The following is a 19,693-nucleotide window of genomic DNA, read 5'->3' as shown; positions in this document are numbered from 1 at the left end:
AAATAGTTCCTCCCGCATCCCGTGCGGGGTGCCACACTGAGGGATGGCGTCCCGCATCGAAGATTATGCGCTGATCAGCGACTGCTACACGGCCGCGCTCGTTGGCATGGACGGAAGCATCGACTGGTTGTGTATGCCCAGGTACGACTCGCCGTCGATGTTCGGTGCTCTCCTGGGCACCGACGACCATGGCAGGTGGAAACTGGCCCCCACCTCCCCGACCGCCCGCGCCAGCCGACGCTATGACGGAGACTCGTTCACCCTGATCACGACGTGGACAACTGACGCCGGCGTGGCGGAGGTCGTTGACGTTATGCCGCAGAGCGACCACCGCGCCGACGTCGTTCGGCGGGTTCGCGGCATCTCGGGTCGAGTCGAGTTCGCCCAGGAGATACGAATTCGGTTCGGTTACTCGTCGGCCATGCCCTGGGTGCGCAAGGTGCCCGAGGAGTCGGGAACGGCACTCGTGGCGGTCGCCGGTCCGGACGGCGTGATCGTGCGAGGTCCTGAGCTCTTTGCCGCCGATCACGAGCACGCCAACTTCTTCGTCGTGAGTGCGGGGAACACCGTCGACATGACGATGACCTGGTTTCCCTCGCACCGTGAGCCGCCAGGCCCGCTGGACGTCGATGAGCAGTTGCAGCTCACCGCCGACTGGTGGCTCGAGTGGTCGGCCATTCTCGAGCAGCACGGAGCGTACGCAGAGGAAGTCGCGCGGTCGCTGCTCATTTTGCGTGCGCTGACGCACGAGGAAACCGGCGGGATCGTTGCGGCAGCGACGACCTCTCTCCCAGAGAACTTCCGCGGGAGCCGCAACTGGGACTATCGGTACGTCTGGTTGCGCGATGCATCGCTCACGGTCACGGCCCTCGTCTCCTGCGGCATCCTGGACAGTGTCAACCGGTGGCGACTCTGGCTGCTTCGGGCCATCGCCGGCGACCCGAAGGATGTTCAGATCATGTATGGGTTGAGCGGGGAACGTGATCTGCCAGAGCGGGAACTGCTCGACCTGCCCGGCTACCGTGGGGCTTCGCCTGTGCGGGTGGGAAACGCGGCAGCGCTGCAGTTCCAGTCGGATGTCATCGGTGAGGTGATGGTGGCGCTTCACGACGCCCGGGTGGCCGGAGTCGCAGAAACCGCATACTCCTGGGCACTGCAGCGCGCGCTGGTGAGCTTCATGGAGACGCACTGGCAGGCGCCAGACCAGGGCATCTGGGAAATTCGAGGCACACCCCAGCGGTTCACCCATTCCCGGGTGATGATGTGGGCGGCGTTCGATCGTGCCATTCGAGCGGTGACCGAATTCGGGCTTGACGGCCCTGTCGACAGGTGGATCGAACTGCGAGCGCTGATTCGTGAGGAGATCGAGGAGGAGGGTTTCGATCCCGTCCGCAACTGCTACACCCAGTACTACGGAACCTCCGAGGTTGACGCGTCGCTGCTGCAACTGGTTGAAGTGGGCTACTGCAGACCGACAGACCCCCGAATGCTCGGAACCGTCGCCGCGATCGAGTCTGACCTGCTGCGCGATGGTCTGGTTTTGCGTTACCGCACCGAAGCCGGCGTGGATGGGCTGCCGGGCGACGAGCATCCGTTTCTCGCCTGTTCATTCTGGCTGGTGACACAGTACGCGGCGAGCGGGCGGGTGGCGGACGCCCGAGCGCTGATGGACCGGCTCGTCGGCTTCGCCAACGACGTTGGGCTGCTCTCGGAGGAGTACGACGTCACGAGTGGCAGGCAGGCCGGAAACACCCCACAGGCGTTCTCCCACCTGGCCCTGGTGCTCGCCGCGAAGGCGATTCGCGCCGCCGAGGCTCGACAGGATTCGTAGCGGGCGGTCAGTGGGATCGCGGTCCGGTGACGATCGCAAGAACTCGTTCGAGAGGGCCTTTGCCGAGGAAGCGCTGCCAGAGCCACGAGAAGACGAGGGTGCCCGCGATGAGCCAGAAGAGAAGCGGCCAGCCCGGATAATCCACGGCGCCCGAACCGTCGCGAATTTGAACGGCGACCGCCAGTACGAGGATCTGCGCGGTGTACACGCTCAACGCCATGGATCCCGCGGCTGCGACCGGCGACAGAACCGTTGTGACGAAGCGCCGAACGACGGCCGGTGCTGACGATGTCAGAAGCAGCACGACTCCGAGAACCGCGACGGCGACGCCGCCCGATCCGAAGATCTCAGCGGTTGATCCCGAGTGTGCAGCGGCTGTGACCTCTGGCGAGAGCCGGGCGACCTGATACCCGGCGACGGCGGAAATGCTGCCAAGGACGATGAGGAACAGTTGTGTCGCGGGCCGGGTGAGACCGGACCGCGCGGCTATCAGTCCGGCCAGCAGGAAGGGAATCCAGACGAGCGCCGGATAGTAGCCGGTGAGGAGGTACTCGCGAGCGCCGCCCAGTATCGTGCCGACGTCGCCTGCCTGGTCGGCGACGGCGCTGGCCAATGCGGGAGCCGCGAGCGCGACAACGACGAGCAGGGCAGCGAGGACGCCTCGAGGCAGGAACAGCAGGGGTAAGACGAGAACGAACATGATCGCGTAGTAGTCGAGAATGATCGCGATCTCGCTGCCGAGCGAGGTGAGCACGATGCCGAGGAGGAAGACGAACAGGGCTCGAATGAGGACAACGCGGTAGATGGCCGCCCGGGAGCCGCGCGGAGACGGGAAGTCTTGCCCGGAGAGGATGCCGAGGGAAGCCCCGGCGAGCGTCGCGAACAGGATTGAGGATCGCCCGTCGACCACCAGCTCGGTGTCTGACGGGTTCGGCATCGTGTGGGCCACGAACATGCCGAGGATCGCGAGCCCGCGGGCGATGTCGACTCCGACGATTCGGGACGGTGGGGTCCCGGATCGGTCGGAGGCGACGTCGCCCAACATGGCGGCTAGACCGGCGCAGTCCCGGCGAGAAGCTCGGCCAGCACGCGTCTGCGTTCCGCTTGTGCTACCGGGTCTGGCACCGGCAGTGACGCGAGGAGCCGCTGTGTGTAAGGATCCTTCGGAGCTCCGAGCACCTCAGCTCCTGTGCCTTCTTCGATGAGTTTGCCGTGGTAGAGCACAGCGATTCGGTCGGCCAGGATGTCGACGACCGCGAGGTCGTGGCTAATGAACAGAGCAGCAAAGCCGAGCTCGGCCTGAAGCTCGGCAAACAGCTCGAGCACGCGAGCCTGAACCGAGACGTCGAGCGCACTCGTCGGCTCGTCCGCGATGAGCAGCTTGGGGTTGAGCGCGAGCGCTCGAGCCAGGCTTGCGCGTTGGCGCTGCCCACCACTGAGTTCGTGTGGGTAGCGCTCACCGTACGATTTCGGCAGCTGAACCGCTTCGAGCAGTTCGCCGACCCGAAGCGAGACGGCGCGGGCGTCGAGGTCCTTGCGGTGCACTTTGAGCGGTTCAGCGACGCACTCGGTGATGGTCAGCAGCGGGTTGAAGCTCGACGCGGGGTCCTGGAAGACAAAGCCGATAGAGCTGCGCTTCGCACGGAACGAGCGTTCCTTCATGCCGTTCATCTCAGAGTCGAGCACTCGAAGTGATCCACCGGTGACCTTGGTCAGGCCGGCGATGGCTCGACCGATTGTGGTCTTGCCTGAACCGGACTCCCCCACGAGTCCGAGCACTTCGCCGGGGGCGATGGTGAAGCTTACGTCCTCCACGGCCCTGAAGCCTGGACGACCCATCCGGCCCGGATACTCAATTTGCAGGTTGCTCGCACGCACGATGGGTTCGACGTCGTGCGGCACTGGTGCCTTGCGCTCGGCCGCGTGAATACGCTGGCCGATGCGCGGGACGGCTGCGAGTAGCTTCTTCGTGTAATCGTTTTGCGGGTTCGCAAAGAGGCTGTAGACATCCGCTTCTTCAACGATTTTGCCCTGGTACATCACGATGACGCGGTCAGCGAGGTCAGCAACGACGCCCATGTTGTGGGTGATCAGCACGATGCTCGAGCCGAACTCGTCGCGGCACCGCCGAAGCAGGTCGAGGATCTCGGCCTGGACGGTGACATCGAGCGCCGTTGTCGGTTCGTCAGCGACGATCAGTCCCGGGTCGAGGACAAGGGCCATGGCGATGACGACGCGCTGCTTTTGCCCACCGGAGAACTGGTGCGGGTAATAGTCGACCCGCACCTCAGGCTCGGGGATGCCGACCTTGGTCAGGATCTCGATTGCCCGGGCCCGAGCAGCTTTTGCACTGAGCTTCGAGTCGTGCGCGCGGAGTCCTTCCGCGATCTGCCAGCCCACCGTGTAGACGGGGTTGAGTGCCGTCGACGGCTCCTGGAACACCATGGAGACGTCGGAGCCGCGGATCTTGCGCAGCTGATCTTTCGAGACCGAGACGACGTCGTTTTCACTCGCGCCGTCTTTGCTTCGGAGAATCACGGCGCCCGAACGGGTAGCGGTTTCGGGCAGCAGGCCGAGGATCGTTTTGGCTGTGACGGTCTTGCCACTCCCGGACTCCCCCACGATGGCGACGACTTCGCCCGGGGCGACGCTGAGGCTGACGCGGTCGACGGCCTTTACAGCGCCGGCGTCGGTCGCGAACGAAACGTCGAGGTCGCGAATCTGCAGTACGTCGGTCATGATCGTCCTTCGTTCTCGAGACCGGCGAGTCCGCCTGGCCCTGCGGTAAGGCTTCCGCCGGGAACCACAGATGTTTCAGCGACCGTTCCCGATGAGGCTGCGACGGCGCGGCGACCGCGGAGTCGTGGGTCCGCGAGGTCGTTGAGGCTCTCGCCGACGAGTGTCATACCGAGAACGGCGAGCACGAGGGCAACGCCGACGGGGATCGACGTCCACCAGATTCCACTCGACACGTCGGACAGCGCCTTGTTGAGGTCGAAGCCCCACTCGCTTGCGGAGGTCGGTTCGATGCCGAAGCCGAGGAAGCCGAGGCCGGCCAGGGTCAGGATGGCCTCTGACGCGTTGAGGGTGAAGATCAGCGGGAGGGTTCTGGTCGCGTTCCGGAGGACGTGCCTGAACATGATCCGAATGTTGCCTGTGCCGACGACTTTCGCGCTTTCGACGTATGCCTCTGACTTAATGCGGACCGTTTCGGCGCGAATTACCCGGAAATACTGCGGAATGAACACGACGGTGATCGAGATCGCCGCGGCGAGAATTCCACCCCAGAGACTTGACTGGCCGCCCGAAATGGCGATCGACATGACGATGGCGAGCAGCAGGGTCGGGAAGGCATAGATGGCGTCACAGATCACCACGAGGATGCGGTCGAGCCAGCCTCCGAAGTATCCCGAGATGAGGCCGAGGGCGACTCCAGCGAAAATCGAGAGCAAAACCGCGACAACCACGACGCTCAGGGCGGTTTGGGCGCCCCAAATGACGCGGGAGAGCACGTCGTACCCGCCGACGGTCGTTCCGAACAGGTGCTCGGCGCTCGGAGGACGCTGTGCGCCGAAAGCGCCGGACTCGTCGCGGAGCTGGCTGTAGCCGTATGGCGCAAGCAGCGGGGCGAAAAGAGCGGTGAGAACGAAGAGCGCGGTCAGGACAAGGCCTGTGACGAGCATGCCTCGCTGGATGCCGACGCTCTGCGACAGCTGGTGGACGACCGGAAGGCGGCGCCACACACTCTGCTTGCGCACCGGGGTGGGCGTTGGTGTGTTGACAGTCATGGTTAGTACCTCACTCGCGGGTCGATCAGAGCGGCGACCACGTCGACGATGAAGTTGGTGAGGGCGACGATCACTGCCAGCAGAACGACGATGCCCTGAACAGCGACGAAGTCACGTGCCTGGAGGTACTCCGTGAGTTGGAAGCCGAGGCCTTTCCATTCGAAGGTCGTTTCGGTGAGCACGGCGCCGCCGAGGAGAAGGGCGATCTGCAGGCCAATGACCGTGATGATCGGAATGAGCGCAGGGCGGTAGGCGTGCTTCGTGACGAGACGGAACTCGCTGACCCCACGCGAACGTCCGGCATCGACGTAGTCGGTCGAGAGCGTTCCGATCACGTTGGTGCGGACGAGTCGCAGGAAGATTCCTGCTGTGAGGAGACCGAGGGTCAGTCCGGGCAGAACGGCGTGAGACAGGACGTCGCCCAAAATGCCGGGGTCGCCGATGCGGAGCGCATCCCAGAGGTAGATGCCTGTTTTGCCCTCGAGCAGCTGCATCTCGAGTTCGGTGCTTGTTGTTCCGCGCCCGGACACCGGAAGCACGTTGAGCCAGACGGAGAAAACGAGTTTCATCAGCATACCCACGAAGAACACGGGCGTTGCGTAGAAGAGGATGGCCACGACGCGCAGGATGGCGTCCGGGGTCTTGTCCCGGAAGTATGCGGCGATCATGCCGAACGGGATGCCAACCGCGAACGCCACGATGAGCGCGTAGAACGCGAGCTCGAGGGTTGCCGCACCGTATGTGAGGAGCACCTCGATGACCGGCCGGTTGTCGCTCAGCGTCGTGCCGAAGTCACCGGTGAGGATCTGTCCGAGGTACTCGAAGTACTGGACAACGATGGGCCGGTCGTAGCCGGCCGCAGCGACGCGTTCGGCGAGCTGGTCAGCGGTGAGGCGATCGCCGAGCGCAGCGGTGATCGGGTCACCTGTCGTACGCATGAGGATGAATACGAGGGTGACGAGGATGAAGATCGTGGGAATGATGAGCAGGAAGCGGATGACGAGGTAACGCCAGAAACTTCCGCTTGACCCTTTCCGGGGGCGGGGGGATGCCGACTTCGACGCGGGTGTTGTTGTCCCGTTCGTCGCCGGGATGGTGAGGGAACTCAGCGGTCAACCTGCCAATCACAAAGGTGTGCAGGGCGACCGGAGGTAACCGGTCGCCCTGCAGAGTATGCCGGAGGTGGACCTCCGGCGGAAATAACTTACTTGCTCAGTGGTGCGTAGCGGAACTTGAACGAAGCGTCGAGGGTCACTCCGTCGACGCCTGATCCGGCAACAGCGACCTGTGAACCCTGGAGGTAGGGAACGGTCGAGAGGTCCGCGGCGACCTTCGCCTGGATCTCCTCGAGGACGCCAGCGCGCTCGTCGGGGTCAACCGTGGTCGCCTGCTGGATGATCAGGTCGTTGACTTCCTTGTTGTCGTAGTGGTTCGCGAGGAAGTTCTCGGTCAGGAAGAACGGCGTCAGGTAGTTGTCGCCGTCAGAGTAGTCCGGGAACCAGCCGAGCTGGTAGGCGGGGTATACATCGCTTGACCGGTCCTTCGAGTACTGGACCCACTCTGTGGTCTGCAGGTTGACCGTGAAGAGGCCCGATGCTTCGAGCTGCGACTTGATCAGCGCGTACTCGTCGCCCGATGACGGACCATAGTGATCGTTCGAGTACTGCAGGTTCAGTTCGACCGGAGTCGTGATTCCGGCTGCGGTCAGCCGCTCACTTGCCTTCTCTTCCGAAGGTGCGCCGTTTCCGTCTCCGTACAGGTCTTTGAGAACCGTGGTTGATCCGGTCAGGCCCTCAGGCATGAAGGAGTAGAGCGGGGTGTATGTGCCCTTGTAGACCTCTTCGGCGATTTCCTCGCGGTCGATGAGGTCGGCAACGGCCTGGCGAACAGCGAGAGCCTTTGCCGGGTCGGCGTCGGCCGTGGTCGAACCGAACGGCTGCGTGTTGAAGTTGAACACGATGTAGCGGATCTCTCCACCGGGGCCCTGGTGAACCTTGACCTTGTCGTTGCCTTCGAGGTCAGCGATGTCCGTCGCGCTCAGGCTGCGGAACGCCACATCGATGTCGCCCTCCTGCACGGCGAGCTTGAGGTTTGCCGACTCCGCGTAGTACTTCACGTTGACAGTTTCGGTCTCAGCCTTGCCGAGCAGACCCTGGTAGTCCGGGTTGGCCTTGTACGAGATCAGGTTGTTGAAGTCGTAGCTGGCGATGGTGTACTGGCCAGCGAATGCTTCGCCGTCGACGATTTCGTCGTCAGTGGTGAGAGCGTCAGCCGCGAACACTTCCTCGTCAACGATCGGGCCGGCTGGGCTCGACAGGATCTGAGCGAAGACCTGATCGTTTGCCTGCTTGAGGTTGAAGACGACTGTGGTCTCGTCCGGCGTCTCGACACTGTCGAGGTTGTAGAGAAGCGACGACGGGCCGTTGTCGTCCTTGATGGCGAGCTGGCGGTCGAACGAGAACTTGACGTCAGACGACGTGAGTTCGTTTCCGTTGGCCCAGGTCAGTCCTTCTTTGAGCGTGACCGTGTACTGAGTGGGCGAGGTGAACTCGGCGGTCTCCGCGAGGTCGGGTTCGACGTCCGGGCTGCCGTATGGGGTGTTCATGAGGAACGGGAACACCTGGTTCATGACAGCGAACGATCCGTTGTCGTACGAGCCAGCCGGGTCGAGGGTGGTGACCTTGTCCGTGGTTCCTACGGTGATGGATTTTGCTGAACCGTCGGAGGAATTACTCCCCGAGGTGCCTGCGCAGCCGGAGATCGCGAGGGCCGTGACAGCGAATGCTGCGGTGGCTGTTGCGATTCGCTTGCCGTTGGTGGATGCGGATGCCATATCCGTCTCCCCTTCTGTGAATGTGTGGACATCGGGACGCGCGGACATCAGTCTGCGACGCCGCAGTGTTTTGGTGTGTTCCTTTACTAGCACAACCGAATGCAGGACGTGAGGCGGGCTCGGGCAATTCCTCGCGGGATTTACACGTCTGCAACATTGGTGCGAAGAACCTTCGACGGATGCCACGGGGCAGGAAGAAGGTACCGAACGCGCAGAGACTGTCAGTTCGAAGGTTAACCACAAAAAACCCCCGCAACAGGAACCTGTTACGAGGGTTTTGTGAGTTGTGACCCCAACGGGATTTGAACCCGTGCTGCCGCCGTGAGAGGGCGGTGTCCTAGGCCGCTAAACGATGGGGCCGGAAACAACGTGTTCGAGTATGGCACACGAATTGGGCTCGATCAAATCGAGCACCCCGCCAGTGCTCCGACACCTTTCGGGAGCGGGTTCAGCCCTACGTTGAGCTGCCCAACTCGCTCCTGCCAGCGTATGCACATACCGCCTCTGCGTCGACCCTCGAGCCGCGTATGCAGCGGAGAGAATACGGGAGCACGCCGAGGTCGCGGTGGGTCCACCCGAGTGACCCTCTCCTCGCGCGCCGTCTTGCTCGGCGGCCGTCGAACGAGTTAGCTCGGAGTATGAAGCTGACGAAACTGGAACACGCCGCGCTCATTCTGGAAGACTCCGGCAGGAAGCTCTTCGTCGATCCGGGCTCGTACACCACGGCGATCACCGACGGAGCCCAGGCCGACGCCATAGTTGTGACGCACGAGCACGCCGACCACTGGACGCCCGAGCAGCTCGAACGCATCAGGTCCAAGAGTCCAGAGGTGCGCATCTTCGGCCCGCAGGGTTTCGCGTCGGCGGCCTCGGCGTTTCCTGTCGAAGTGGTTCAGGAGGGCGATCGGATCGAGGTCGGGCCATTTACACTCGAGTTCTTCGGCTCTCGTCACAACGTAATCCACTCGTCCATCCCGGTCGTCGACAACGTCGGGGTGCTTATCAACGGCAGTCTCTACTACGGCGGCGATTCGTATACCGTGCCCCAAGGCGTCGACGTCGACGTGATGGCTGTTCCTGCTGGGGCGCCGTGGCTGAAAATCGGTGATGTCATGGACTACGTACTGGCCGTGAAACCACGGCGCGCCTTTCCCACACACGAGATGGTGCTCGCGAAGGTCGGGAAGGACATGGCAAACACTCGCATCACCTGGGCGACCGAACAGAACGGCGGAACGTTCTTCCCTCTGGCACCGGGAGACACGCTCGACATTTAGGGCCGGAATGGCAGGTGCGATCGGCGTCCCGAACGCATCGGGTCAGCTCCGGTGCGGCGCTATCGCGCAGTCCCTACACCACGAACACCCAGCGCGCCATGGTTCGGCCCCTGTTACCGATCACGGTCAATTGCAGGCATACTCGTGCTTACGCGGAACGGTCGCCCGTTCCGCACGTATTGGGCTAGAGGAGCACGCCAGGATGACAGACGAACCAGAGATCGAACCGATCGAGATCACCTACGACGAGGACCTCTACCCGGCTCGACCTAAACGGCTTCGACCGCGCTCCAACATGCGCGCCAGCAGTATCCGCCGGTCGTTCTCTGATCCACGAGCCGCAGACGCGTCCAACCCGTCCTACGTTGAATGGCTCATCCGCCAGTCGATGTTGCGCGACGCTGAGGTCCTCGGCCGCGGGCTCTCCGGGCAACCGAGCATGTGGCGAAACCCGTACGCGCGACCTGATGCGCGCCGGGCGATCCAGACCGCGTCAGTCTGGTTCACGGCCTACCCGATCTCGCTCATTACCGGCGACAAGTCCTACCTGGCGGCGCTTGGTGACGATGCACTGTGGGACGCGTTCGAAAAAATCGGGATCACAGCGGTGCACACGGGACCCGTGAAACAGGCCGGCGGAATCACCGGTTGGACGAGCACCGCAAGCGTCGACGGGCACTTCGACCGCATCAGCACCCAGATCGACCCGGCATTCGGCTCCGATGACGAGTTCCGCCAGCTCTCCGACGTCGCCGAGCAGCACGGCGGAAGCGTCATCGATGACATCGTGCCGGGCCACACAGGCAAGGGCGCAGATTTCCGTCTTGCAGAGATGGGTTACAAGGACTACCCGGGCATCTACCACATGGTCGAGATCCCGGAGGAAGACTGGCACGAACTGCCCGACGTTCCCGACCACAGGGACTCCGTCAACCTTGACCCGGCAACCGAGGCACGCCTCGCCGATCTCGGTTACATCATCGGTCAGTTGCAGCGCGTCATCTTCTACTCCCCAGGAACAAAAGAGACGAACTGGAGCGTGACAGCGCCGGTCCTCGGCCCGGACGGGCGTACACGCCGCTGGGTGTACCTGCACTACTTCAAGCAGGGTCAACCGTCGATCAACTGGCTCGACCCAACATTTGCCGGAATGCGCCTGGTCATCGGCGACGCCCTGCACTCGCTCGGCGACCTGGGTTCCAGCGCCCTGCGCCTCGACGCCAACGGTTTCCTCGGAGTCGAGAAAAGTGCCGAGGGCTCCCCCGCATGGTCAGAGGGCCACCCGCTCTCCGAAGCAGCCAACCACGTCATCGCCAGCATGGTTCGCAAGGTCGGCGGCTTCTCCTTCCAGGAGCTCAACCTCACCATGGAAGACATTCGCGACACGGGCCGCGTTGGCGCCGACCTCTCGTATGACTTCATCAACCGACCTGCCTACCAGCACGCGCTGGCCATGGGTGACACCGAGTTCCTGCGCCTCACGCTGCGTACGTCCCTGTCTACCGGTGTCGAGCCGGTCAGCCTCGTTCACGCGTTGCAGAACCATGACGAGCTGACCTATGAGCTCGTTCACTGGGCGACCCTTCACCGCGCCGACCTGTACTCGTTCCGTGATGAAGAAGTGACGGGTGCGCACCTGGCCGAGACCATCCGGGCGGACCTGCTTGAAAAACTCACGGGTGACGCGGCGGACTACAACCTGGTGTTCACCACCAACGGAATCGCCTGCACAACGGCATCCGTTATCGCGGCAGCACAGGGATATTCGACGCTTGACGCCATCACCGAAGACGCGATTGAGAACATCCGCAAGGCACATCTTGTCCTCGTGATGTTCAATGCCTGGCAGCCCGGCGTTTTCGCGCTGAGCGCGTGGGACCTGCTCGGCATGCTCCCGCTGCCGTCCAACGAGGTTACAGATCTCATCGCCGAGGGTGACACGCGGTGGGTTCACCGCGGCGCCCACGATCTGATGGACGTCGAACCCGATGCAACAGTTTCAAGTTCCGGGATGCCACGTGGCCGTTCGCTTTACGGCTCACTTCCTCACCAGCTCGAGGATGAGAACTCCTTCGCGAGCCAGGTGGCCCGCATCCTCGAAGCTCGGACGTCGCTCGGCCTCGACGTTGGAACCCAGTTGGACATCCCTGACGTTGCTCACCCAGGCATGCTCGTCATGGTGCACCGCCTAGACGGTGGAGACCCCACTCTCGAGGACGCACGTCTTCAGGTGACCGTGCTCAACTTCACAGGTGAAACCATTGAGGGCACCGTTCGCTCCTCAGCGTTCACCCCGCGCCGCATCGTGTACAACGCACAGACCGGTGAGGAGATCGGGCACGTCGACGACCTGCAAAGCTTCACGGTCCACCTTGAGCCATACGCGGGTCTGTTCCTGCTCGGGCGCGACCCCGAGGAAGAGCCCATCGAGCCGATGGACACACTCACAGAGGACTGACGTTCATTTCTCGACACCGTGAACAGAGCCCCGGTCGCCCGGGGCTCTGTTGCGTCTCGGGCGGAGTGGTGCCGCCTCGAGAAGCCCGTGCCACGTCCACGCTTCCGACGGCATCGCCACCTGCCTGGCGGGGCCCTGCCGGTACGCTGGGTCGTCCAGTCCGATCATGAGGAGTGTCATGGCAGCGAAGCAACCAGCGATGTCGCCATCGGACCTGCCGGTCGCGGACGTGCTCGACCGCGCCACTGGCCCTCGGCGTGACGAAGCCGACGAACTTCTCGCGCTGTTCGGGGAGATCAGCGGCGAGCGCCCGGTCGTCTGGGCGGGCCGCATCATCGGTTTCGGAGAGTTCGAGTACCGCTACGAGAGCGGACGCCGGGGTCGCTCTCCCCTGCTGGCCTTCGCACCCGGCCCGACCAAGCACACGATTTACCTCGTCAACGATTTCTCGGAGCGCTGGCCCGACCTGATGCCACTGCTCGGGAATCACCGTGTCAGCAAGGCCTGTCTCTATCTCACACGGCTCACCGGGGTGGATCGCACCGCGCTTCGGACCCTCCTCGAGCGCTCCCTCGCCGAAACCCGACTGCAGGCCTCCGATTAGCTCAATCGCGGTGAGTCACCGACCGCGACGACGCCGCATTGCTGTGTAGATACGCTCAACCACCCACAGGAGCACGCCGATCGCCAACAGCACGATAGCGATCCAGTACTGACCGACCGCGCGCCCTGACGTCCACGGCAGCACCAGATACAGGCAGGTGATTGTCCCGACGACCGGCAGGAAGGATGGGGTGTGGAAGTGCTTGTGGTCGACGGGCTGGCGTCGCAGCACCAGCACCGTGACGTTGACGACCGCAAACACGGTGAGCAGGAGGAGCGACGTCGTGCCGCCCAGCAAAGCGACCACCGAGCCTTCAGCGTCAAGAGAGACGTAGACGATAAGGCCGGCTGCCAGCGCGCTGGTGAAGAGGATCGCGGCCCAGGGGGTGCGGCGCTTCGGAGCGACCTTCGCAAGGAACGGCGGAAGCACGTTCTGCCTGCTCATTCCATACAGCAGACGGCTCGCCATCATCATGTTGATCAGGGCGGTGTTTGCAACCGCGAACATCGAGATGAATGGCAGCAGATCATTGATCGGGAATCCCGGCGCAGCCGCCTCGACCGCCGTAACGAGCGGTGTCTCGCTGCCGACGAGTTCGCCGATGGGCACCAGCGCGACCACGGTGATCGACACAAGCACGTAGATCACGGCGGCGATGCCGAGTCCCGTCAACATCATCTTCGGGAAGATACGACTGGGGTCCTTGGTCTCCTCCGCCATGTTGACCGAGTCTTCGAATCCGACCATCGCGAAGAAGGCGAGAGAGGTGGCTGTACTGACCGCGAGCAGCACGTTCTTGTCCTCCGGCGTTTCAAAGGCCACGACCTGCGACCAGTCTGCATTGCCACCGGAGATCGCCCACATACCGATGAGGATCACGAGCAGGAGACCAGACAGCTCCACCAGCGTCAAAACGACGTTGAGCCAGACACTCTCGGCCACACCGCGCAGGTTGACCAGCATGATGAGCACGATGAATGCCAGTGCGATGAGCATCGTCGTCGTGGCTTCGCCCGGGAGCCCAAAGGCGACAGTGAGGTTCGCGGCAAATGCACGGGACGCGGTCGACGCCGAGGTGATGCCAGACGACATCACGACAAAACACACGATGAACGTGACGAAATGAATACCGAACGCTTTGTGCGTGTACAGCGCAGCACCAGCGGCTTGAGGGTACTTTGTCACGAGCTCAAGATAGGAGAACGCCGTCACCGTCGCCACCGCAAACGCGAGCAGGAACGGCAGCCAGGCAGCGCCTCCGACCTCAGCGGCCACCTGGCCGGTGAGCGCGTAGATGCCGGTACCGAGAATGTCACCGACAATAAAGAGCAGCAGAAGACCGGGCCCAAGTACCCGCTTCAGCTCGGGCTGTTCCGGCTCGACCGTTTTGACGACTTGCGTCCAGGACGGATCACTCATCTGATACCCCTCTCGTTGAACACAGCCGACCACATCCGCCGCTCCAGCTCAACCCTGTTCCGGCGATATGGCTCAGCGAGCCGTGACGTGCTGATTGAAGGCGATGCTTGCGGTTGCTCAATATATCGAAGCGGATGCCACTTCGCTCGGCAAAGCGGGCGGCTTGCGTTTTCGCGAAACGCGCGTTTCGTTTGCTTCCTCCCGAGCGGGTCCAGGCGGCTGGCGGCTGGCGGCAGTCATCCAAACCGACGTCAACTCAGCCGCCCGCAATTTCTCGACGTGTCTGCTCCCTCTGCGCGAACTGTTGTACTTGCCATCGATGCACGTCGGGCAACCAATCCAACGGAGCCGTGCTGCCCACGCGCGGATCATCAGATTCGATGCCGTCCCTCAGCGCACGCACGTACGCACGGTCCTGCTCGATCCGGACCGACATGTGCTCATGTCCACCGACCGATCCATGACCGGGAATGACGACGTCGACGGCGTCGACCAGAGACCCGAACCGCCCCAGCGCGGTGAGATAGTCCTCATCCGGGTTCGTAGCTTCGAGGTCGAGGAACGGCATCAGGATGTCTGAGAGCATGTCACCGGCGACGAGGACCCTGCGCTCCTCGATCAGCAGGGCCGCATGGCCTTGGGCATGCGCCCGGTGTTCGAGGATTCGCACTGTGGGGCCATCCCAGGGGATCCATGTGGCCCCGGCCGACAGACCGCTGACGAGACCGAGAAGATCCGTCGGGATGTCGTCGGCATACTCCGGAGGCAACATATCTGCGACCCGGGTTCCCCAATCGGCGGTCGACAGCAATCCTCTCAGCGCAGCGGCGCAACCGGCTGTGCCGTATCGAGGCACTTCGCCGAAACGCGCGTGCCAGAGCACGTGGTCCCAGTCTGGGTGAGTGGAGAAACCTGCCACAACGGGCTGGCCTAACTCGTGAAGGTCATCCGCGATGGAGATCATCTCGTGCTCGGTTATTCCGGGGTCGATGAGCAACACCCCCTTCCGGCCTCGCACGAGCGTGCAATTGCTCTGGATGAACTCGCTTTCATGCACGAACACACCATCGGCCACCTGCTTCAGCATCAGACGCCTTCCTTCGCGCGCTCAGTGCTGCCCTGACTGTTTGTCTGAGTACTCCGATCCGTCCCCTGCGTGGCGTCGTCCTGCATGATTGTGCGGTTCATTTGTTCTCTCCTGTTCTGACAAGGATGGGTAGTGAGCTAGGTATTCAGCCGAGCGCCATGGCGGCCACTGCGAGGGTGCAGATCCCGATACCCGCTCGTTGGCTTACGGCGATCCGCTCGCCGAGAAATAGGGCCGCAAGCAACACCGTGATGGCCGGGTAGAGGGAGGCAAGGACGCCGGCGATGCCGAGACCGGTCGATTGAGTAGCGACCATGAAGGCGAGGGTGCCGACAGCGCCGAGCACACCGGAAGCACTGCCCCAGCCGAGAACGCGAGGCGAGGGACGCCAGTCCTGACGCAAGCCAGCGGCCGCCATAAATATCAGGACTGCTCCGAACGATTGGTTGGCGACAAGCGGCAGCAGCCCGGCACCAGCGGAAACCTGAGCGAGGGCGACGAAAAGAACACCGAACCCCACACCCGCGATAGCACCGTCGACAAACGCTAATCGTGAGTTCGACGACCGATCACCACTTGGAGTGCGGGACACCAACCAAATGCCCGGCAGCGCGGCGACAATACCGAACCAGACAAGCGAACCGGGCCATTCGCCGAAGGCTGCGCCGGCGAGCACGGTCAGAACGGCGGCTCCGACGGCCGAGGTAGGCGCAACGAGGCCCATTCGGCCGCGGGCAAATCCGCGGTAGAGGGAGATGCTGCCTGTTGCCGAGCCGGCTCCTGCCAGGAGTGCCCAGACGAAGTCCGTCGCGCTCGGGCTACCCGGCAGCATGAGCCCAGCGACGAGCATCACGAGAGCTCCAGCACACTGCCCGACCAGCGCAACCTGCCATGACGAGTACCGGCGCGAACCGACGCCGCCGAGAAAGTCCGAGGCGCCGTACGCGATTGCCGAAGCGAGCGCCAGGAAGAAGCCGATGTTCATGGCATCGAGTCTGATGCGCATGCGGACTGGTCAAAAGGTCCGCCTACCGACCGCAAGAGTGGACCATTTGATGTAATAGTGGCATGACAGTGAAGTGGGTGCGCGGTGGCCCCGATCTGCTCGTGATCCTGGACCGCGAGAACGGGCCGCTGGGGATTCAGATCCAAAACCAGCTGAGGGCGGCGATACGCGACCAACGACTCGCCGCAGGCGAACGCCTACCGTCGACTCGGCATTTGGCCGAGGTGCTCGGAGTCTCTCGCGGCACCGTCGTTGACGTGTACGAGCAGTTGGTGGCGGAGGGGTACGTCGATTCAGCGGTCGGCTCAGGTACACGCGTAGCCGTCATATCCTCGACCGTCGCGCCTGCCCCACCAGCCCCAAGCGCGGTTCCGGTCCCGGCGTCATCATCCCGCCTGCTTGAGGTCGATTTCGAATACGGCATACCCGATCTCGGCACGGTACCGCTCGTGGACTGGAGCTGGGCGATGTCGGAAGCGACGCGAACGCTTCCGACCGCCCAATTGGGTGACGAAGACCTGGCGGGGTCGAGGCACCTTCGAGAGGTTGTGACCGCATACCATCGCCGCGCCCGATCCGGCTCCGCGGCCGCTGACGATGCCGTGATCGTGTCCGGCTTCCGCCAGGGACTGACATTCGCCCTCGCGACACTGGCACAGCACGGCATCCATCGCATCGGTCTGGAAGACCCCGGTCCGCGCGAGCACGACCTGATCGCCCGTCGTGCCGGCCTGGACGCCGTGCCAATTCCAGTCGACAATCAGGGCCTCGATGTGGACCGGCTGCGAGAGTCAGGGGCACGGGCGGTCTTGCTGACACCGGCACACCAGTGCCCAACAGGTGTCGCACTTGGGCCATCGCGGCGACGGGACCTAGTTGCGTGGGCTGACCAGGTTGATGGGGTGATCCTCGAAGACGACTACGACGCCGAATTCAGGTATGACCGTCAACCTGTCGGCTCGCTGCAAGGCCTGAACTCCACTCGCGTGATCGCTTTGGGGTCGGTCAGTAAAACGCTCGCCCCCGCGATGCGGCTGGGTTGGGTGCTCGCCCCTCCGCAGTTCATAGGCAGCATCATCGAGGAGAAGCGGCTCAGCAGTCGCGGCGCTCCCGGCTTGGATCAGGAGGCGCTGGCACTGCTCATGGAGACGGGTCGCTTCGACCGCCACCTGCGGCGTGTGAGGGAAATGTATCGCGCGCGCCGGGATGTCCTCGCCGTCGAAGTGGAGCTCGCTTTCGGACCGGGACGGCTACGCGGCCTCGCCGCCGGGTGCCACGCCATGCTGCACCTGCCCGACGGCTCATCGGAGCGCGCCGTCGTCGCTACAGCAGCGACCATGGGCGTCCGCGTAAGCCCACTCAGTGACTACCGAATCCCGACCGCGGGCCCCGGAAAACAACCGCTTCCTTACCCTCCGGCTCTGGTTCTCGGCTTCGGCAACATCGACGAGTACCAGATCCGCCGAGGAATCCGCGCACTCGCAATTGCCGTGAGCCGTTCGGCGCTGCGGTGAACTGTCTCCCGGAGCGAATCGCGCCGCTCACGGCACACCGGGCGGGGCGGCCGTGCGGTTGGCTACGCGTCTGCTCTGCACACGCGCTGTCGTACTTGTAGTGGTACGTGCCGAACCCGATCGTGCTTAGAATTCATAGCTTGGCTGATGACTGCTTATTCGCTGCATCATCTCGATCAGCGATTCGACGTCCTCGGCGGCCGGCTCGTTGTTCGGGAAGCGATGTCGTTCTAACGGAGTGGTCGTCCTGATCGGTCATTCGCTGCTCTCTGATGCCCGGCCCGCCAGCTCCCGAGCTACTGCTCGTCAAGCCGCGAAGCAACCTCGGGCGGGAAACCACCTGTGGCGATCGGACCCCACCGTGTGGGTGTGATCCGAATCAAAGACTTGTCCTGAATGGCCATGGCCGCGCGGTACTCATCCCAGTCCGGGTGCTCGCCAGCGATGCACCGAAAGTAGTCGACCAGTCCGTCAGCGGCTTCAGGCATGTGCAGCACCTCAGCATCTCCGTCGACCTGCACCCACGGGCCGTCCCATTCGTCGGAGAAGACCACGACCGAAGTGTGAGAATGTCGGTCGGCATTGCGGGTCTTGCTGCGGGCCGGGTATGTGGAAATCACGATCCGGCCGTCGGCGTCGACGCCTCCGGTGACCGGAGACATTTGTGGTCGGCCGTCCGCACGAGTTGTGGCGAGGAGCATGCGGTGGCGTGGTCGGACGAAGTCAAGAACTTCGTCGCGGCCGACGTGGGTTGAGGTTGCGATCGTTCGAGCCATTCCCCGACTATATCCGCGGTGCGAGTGATGCCCGAACAAGCCATTGGTCAGCGAAGTTTCATCGGCACACGATGTCCGCCAGGAGCCACGGCGACGCCGTCCACACACGACCTCGTCACGTCATTCCGTCTCAAGCTAGTGAATAAGCGCCTTGAGCAGGATCATCGCGATGCCGAGTGTTGCCGTTCCCAGGCTGCCGAGAATGCGGACAGTCCACGCGCTGCCACGCAACGCGAAAGCGCGGTAGCCGAGCGCGCCGAGAATCACCACGCCCACCCAGAGCGCCAGCCAGATCGCCAGGGCGTCCGGGATGACCCGAAGGGCACCGATCAACAGGAGGACACAGGGAATCAACGCAGAGGTCAAAAAGCCCACCGAACGACGAAGAGACCGCTTGAACGCCGTCCCAAGCGCTATGTCCTTTCCCTCCATCACGGCGTGTCCCGCCACCGTGCCGGCATACACATGCGCCACCCAGAACACGATCACCGTTCCAAGAACGCTGAGGAAGGTCGCCCATGAGGAGGCGCCGTAAGTCCCTGAGACGACAATCATTCCGCTGACCAGGAGCGTCCCGTATACCGATTCTTCGGTAACGAAGCTGTTGCGCGGGTCTTGCTCTGTGCTCGAGCCCGGAGGTGAAAGCTTGCTCATCGGGCGCTCGCTTCGGCACTGGCCTCACTCAGGTGCTCACGACGGTGTGCAGCATGCCGGTGCGGCACGGAGGAGCCTGCACGTCGTACAAACCTGCCCAACCCAGTCAATTCGCGATCAACGGGCGCACTCCGCCTCGCACAGCGAGGAGCCCATTCGACCAATTCCTCTGGCGTGAGTACATGAAATGACCCGATCACGGTGCCTCCGTCTCACGGCACAGTCTGGCACTCTCGGTCGGTGAGAGCCAGAGCTGTGAATCGTATGGTCAGGCCGCAGCCTGACGATGCGGGGTTCCATCCCCATCCCTGCACGGCCGGCGGTCCTCGACGTTTATCCTCCAGTCCGGATGATGCACTCCCCCGTCTTCCGCTCTAACGTCGCCTCAGAGCGGGCACCAATCGGGTTCGACCACGGCGCTCGATAGCTCAGACCGCAGAAGGAGA

The 19,693-nt window shown here is 63.3% G+C and carries 15 protein-coding genes and 1 tRNA gene; 5 read left to right on the top strand and 11 right to left on the bottom strand.

Translation table 11 applies throughout. From position 1 onward, the window contains the following. Nucleotides 1-43: 43 nt before the first annotated feature. Nucleotides 44-1,831, top strand: a complete 1,788-nt coding sequence (locus tag D9V28_RS02935) for a glycoside hydrolase family 15 protein (RefSeq protein ID WP_121658190.1) — start codon at nucleotides 44-46, stop codon at nucleotides 1,829-1,831. Nucleotides 1,832-1,838: 7 nt separating this feature from the next. Here D9V28_RS02935 and D9V28_RS02930 read toward each other — a convergent pair whose 3' ends face one another. The 6 genes from D9V28_RS02930 to D9V28_RS02905 all read right to left on the bottom strand — a co-directional run bounded on the left by D9V28_RS02930 (nucleotide 1,839) and on the right by D9V28_RS02905 (nucleotide 8,812). Beyond that, entirely contained in the window at nucleotides 1,839-2,876 is a 1,038-nt protein-coding gene (locus D9V28_RS02930; protein WP_121658189.1) for a DUF418 domain-containing protein, read from the bottom strand. A gap of 5 nt (nucleotides 2,877-2,881) precedes the next feature. Continuing rightward, nucleotides 2,882-4,570 carry an ABC transporter ATP-binding protein gene (locus D9V28_RS02925; protein ID WP_121658188.1) on the bottom strand — a complete coding sequence of 563 codons (1,689 nt, stop codon included), beginning with the start codon at nucleotides 4,568-4,570 and terminating at the stop codon, nucleotides 2,882-2,884. Beyond that, complete coding sequence (locus D9V28_RS02920) at nucleotides 4,567-5,619, bottom strand: ABC transporter permease (protein WP_121658187.1); 1,053 nt, start codon at nucleotides 5,617-5,619, stop codon at nucleotides 4,567-4,569. The genes D9V28_RS02925 and D9V28_RS02920 overlap by 4 nt, the downstream gene beginning before the upstream one ends. Before the next feature lie 2 nt (nucleotides 5,620-5,621). Then, nucleotides 5,622-6,728, bottom strand: coding sequence for an ABC transporter permease (locus tag D9V28_RS02915; RefSeq protein ID WP_371869995.1), 1,107 nt, complete (start codon nucleotides 6,726-6,728; stop codon nucleotides 5,622-5,624). A 95-nt stretch (nucleotides 6,729-6,823) separates the two neighbouring features. Next, on the bottom strand, nucleotides 6,824-8,452 hold the full coding sequence (locus D9V28_RS02910; protein WP_121658185.1) for an ABC transporter substrate-binding protein: 1,629 nt from the start codon (nucleotides 8,450-8,452) through the stop codon (nucleotides 6,824-6,826). A 287-nt stretch (nucleotides 8,453-8,739) separates the two neighbouring features. Then, nucleotides 8,740-8,812, bottom strand: a tRNA-Glu gene (locus D9V28_RS02905). A gap of 278 nt (nucleotides 8,813-9,090) precedes the next feature. Between D9V28_RS02905 and D9V28_RS02900 the strand changes: the two genes are divergently transcribed. From D9V28_RS02900 to D9V28_RS02890, 3 genes are all read left to right on the top strand, one after another. Next, nucleotides 9,091-9,729, top strand: a complete 639-nt coding sequence (locus D9V28_RS02900; protein ID WP_121658184.1) for an MBL fold metallo-hydrolase — start codon at nucleotides 9,091-9,093, stop codon at nucleotides 9,727-9,729. Between the two features lie 202 nt (nucleotides 9,730-9,931). Beyond that, nucleotides 9,932-12,187, top strand: a complete 2,256-nt coding sequence (treS, locus tag D9V28_RS02895; protein WP_121658183.1) for a maltose alpha-D-glucosyltransferase — start codon at nucleotides 9,932-9,934, stop codon at nucleotides 12,185-12,187. A 178-nt stretch (nucleotides 12,188-12,365) separates the two neighbouring features. Beyond that, complete coding sequence (locus tag D9V28_RS02890) at nucleotides 12,366-12,791, top strand: DUF1801 domain-containing protein (protein ID WP_121658182.1); 426 nt, start codon at nucleotides 12,366-12,368, stop codon at nucleotides 12,789-12,791. Nucleotides 12,792-12,806: 15 nt separating this feature from the next. Here D9V28_RS02890 and D9V28_RS02885 read toward each other — a convergent pair whose 3' ends face one another. The 3 genes from D9V28_RS02885 to D9V28_RS02875 all read right to left on the bottom strand — a co-directional run bounded on the left by D9V28_RS02885 (nucleotide 12,807) and on the right by D9V28_RS02875 (nucleotide 16,303). Next, nucleotides 12,807-14,210 (bottom strand): APC family permease, encoded by a 1,404-nt coding sequence (locus tag D9V28_RS02885; protein ID WP_121658181.1) that lies wholly within the window; start codon nucleotides 14,208-14,210, stop codon nucleotides 12,807-12,809. A gap of 256 nt (nucleotides 14,211-14,466) precedes the next feature. Beyond that, nucleotides 14,467-15,297, bottom strand: coding sequence for an MBL fold metallo-hydrolase (locus D9V28_RS02880; protein ID WP_121658180.1), 831 nt, complete (start codon nucleotides 15,295-15,297; stop codon nucleotides 14,467-14,469). Nucleotides 15,298-15,442: 145 nt separating this feature from the next. Next, nucleotides 15,443-16,303: an EamA family transporter gene (locus D9V28_RS02875; RefSeq protein ID WP_220700441.1), complete on the bottom strand. Its 861-nt coding sequence runs from the start codon at nucleotides 16,301-16,303 to the stop codon at nucleotides 15,443-15,445. Between the two features lie 62 nt (nucleotides 16,304-16,365). Between D9V28_RS02875 and pdxR the strand changes: the two genes are divergently transcribed. Then, a complete protein-coding gene (gene pdxR, locus D9V28_RS02870) occupies nucleotides 16,366-17,817 on the top strand; it encodes a MocR-like pyridoxine biosynthesis transcription factor PdxR (RefSeq protein WP_121658179.1) in 1,452 nt (483 codons plus the stop codon). Nucleotides 17,818-18,113: 296 nt separating this feature from the next. On the opposite strand, the gene D9V28_RS02865 is transcribed toward pdxR, so the two are convergent. Both D9V28_RS02865 and D9V28_RS02860 read right to left on the bottom strand, forming a co-directional pair. Beyond that, on the bottom strand, nucleotides 18,114-18,593 hold the full coding sequence (locus tag D9V28_RS02865; protein WP_121658178.1) for a PPOX class F420-dependent oxidoreductase: 480 nt from the start codon (nucleotides 18,591-18,593) through the stop codon (nucleotides 18,114-18,116). 135 nt (nucleotides 18,594-18,728) lie between these two features. Next, nucleotides 18,729-19,247, bottom strand: coding sequence for a hypothetical protein (locus tag D9V28_RS02860; RefSeq protein ID WP_121658177.1), 519 nt, complete (start codon nucleotides 19,245-19,247; stop codon nucleotides 18,729-18,731). Nucleotides 19,248-19,693: the final 446 nt, after the last annotated feature.

This window comes from Mycetocola zhadangensis, assembly GCF_003668565.1.
Taxonomy (GTDB): Bacteria; Actinomycetota; Actinomycetes; order Actinomycetales; family Microbacteriaceae; genus Mycetocola_A; species Mycetocola_A zhadangensis.
This window is presented reverse-complemented; position numbering and strand designations above follow the sequence as displayed.